Genomic DNA, 1,781 nt, shown 5'->3' with positions numbered 1-1,781 from the left:
AAAGCCCCGCCCGCGGTTGGTGAAAGCTGAAGTTAGGCGTCTACGGTGCTGCAGTCTGGGCAGCGGCGCAGTGCTTCGTCCTTTGCGCAGTCCTCGCAGAACAGGCGCAGGTTGCGGCAGGCCGGGTCCGAACAGTTCTCGAACTTGTTGGTTGGACCTTGGCAGCCCACGCATTCACCGATGGTGACAGCGTCTTCGGAGAATTCGGTATGCATGCGCTTATCGAAAACGTAGAGAGAGCCTTCCCATAGGCCTTCATCCCCGTACTTCTCGCCATAGCGGACGATGCCGCCCTGCATCTGGTACACCTCTTGGAATCCGCGTTTGACCATCAAAGCCGAAAGCACTTCGCAGCGAATGCCGCCGGTGCAGTAGGTGACCACCGGCTGGTCCTTCAGGTGGTCGTACTTGCCCGAATCCAGCTCGGCAACGAAATCGCGGGTGGTGTCCACTTCGGGGACAATCGCGTCCTTGAACTTGCCGATCTGCGCTTCGAATGCGTTGCGGCCATCGAAGAAATGGACCTTCTCGCCGGTCTTCTTCTTGTTGTCAACCAGCTCGTGAAGTTCTTCGGGGCGCAAGTGGGTGCCACCACCGACAACACCGTTCTCGTCAACTTCCAGTTCGCCAGGAGCGCCGAAGGTCACGATCTCGTCGCGAACCTTGACGGAGATACGCGGGAAGTCTTCTGCCGAACCTTCCGACCACTTGATATCCATCTTCTTGAAAGCTGGCAGTTCTCGCGTGGCCTTGACGTAGGCCTTGACTGCGGAGATCTCGCCACCAACGGTGCCGTTGATGCCGTCTTTGGAGATGATGATGCGTCCGCGCAAGCCCCAGCGCTCCAGCAGCGAGCGCTGCCAAAGGCGGATTGCCTCCGGGTCTGGGAGCGGAGTAAAAGCGTAATACAGAACAATACGATGAATGGCCACCCTACAATGTTAGTAGCTTTTGGCCGCGAAACGCCGAGGAAAAGAGCAATGTCACATTGATCTTTCCCGAAAATATCGAGCTCTCGGCCAGTGCAATAGTTCCAAGTAGGCAACGATTAGTTCAATGTCAGCTAATTCCTAGGAAAGACAAGGTAGGGTCAAATTATGGCATCAAACGCAAGCGATGAACTGATTGGCACCTGGGTAGCAGGCTGGGCTGGGGCTCGTGGTTATGAAACCCGCAACGAAGGACGGGTCCACGCTGCGCTGCGCCACGACACCACTGAAGACTGGGAATACGTCATCTATGGTCCCTCCAAAGAGGAACTCGCAGCAGTAGCCGAGACCCTGACGAAGCACCCGAACCGTCGGCTGACGGCTTTCGACGACTCCGCCGAGAATCTGGTTGCCATTGCGGCTGAAGTAGGCCTGCAGGTCACTGCCGATGACGAAGCACTGATGGTCACCGAACTAGCCGTGCACGACGTCGAGGTCCCACTGCCTGCAGACGGGTTCGTCTTCCAGATTGAACGCGATGGCACTCATGCCTACGTTTCGCTGCATCCCGAGGACAACCAGGAAGTCGTTGCGGCATCCGGCCATGTCTCAGCAGTTGGCGGATACGCAATCTTCGACCGCATCATCACCGGCGCCGATTTCCGCCGCAAGGGCCTAGGTACCCTGATCATGCGTGCGCTGGCTTCGCTGGCTCAAGAACACGATGTTGATGAAGGCCTGTTGATCGCTTCGGTCGATGGCCAGCAGCTTTACGCTTCGCTGGGCTGGACTTCGCTGGGCAAGGTTGTCATGTTCAAGGCCTAGGGCCTCCAAGATTACTCTTATCGCCGT

At 57.3% G+C, this 1,781-nt stretch carries 2 protein-coding genes; one reads left to right on the top strand and one right to left on the bottom strand.

The features are described from left to right. Window positions 1-32: 32 nt before the first annotated feature. On the bottom strand, window positions 33-932 hold the full coding sequence (gene trhO, locus ACNPN0_RS02180; protein WP_105656965.1) for an oxygen-dependent tRNA uridine(34) hydroxylase TrhO: 900 nt from the start codon (window positions 930-932) through the stop codon (window positions 33-35). Between the two features lie 165 nt (window positions 933-1,097). On the opposite strand from trhO, the gene ACNPN0_RS02175 reads away from it, so the two are divergent. Further along, window positions 1,098-1,754 (top strand): GNAT family N-acetyltransferase, encoded by a 657-nt coding sequence (locus ACNPN0_RS02175; protein WP_105656966.1) that lies wholly within the window; start codon window positions 1,098-1,100, stop codon window positions 1,752-1,754. Window positions 1,755-1,781: the final 27 nt, after the last annotated feature.

This window comes from Glutamicibacter sp. AGC84, assembly GCF_053543575.1.
The sequence above is the reverse complement of the archived record's forward strand: the minus strand, read 5'-3'. Positions and strand labels throughout refer to the sequence as shown.

What these genes read in the sequence shown, in the direction of transcription:
- ACNPN0_RS02175 (WP_105656966.1), top strand. Translation starts at nt 1,098, where the DNA reads ATGGCATCAAACGCAAGCGATGAACTGATTGGCACCTGGGTAGCAGGC.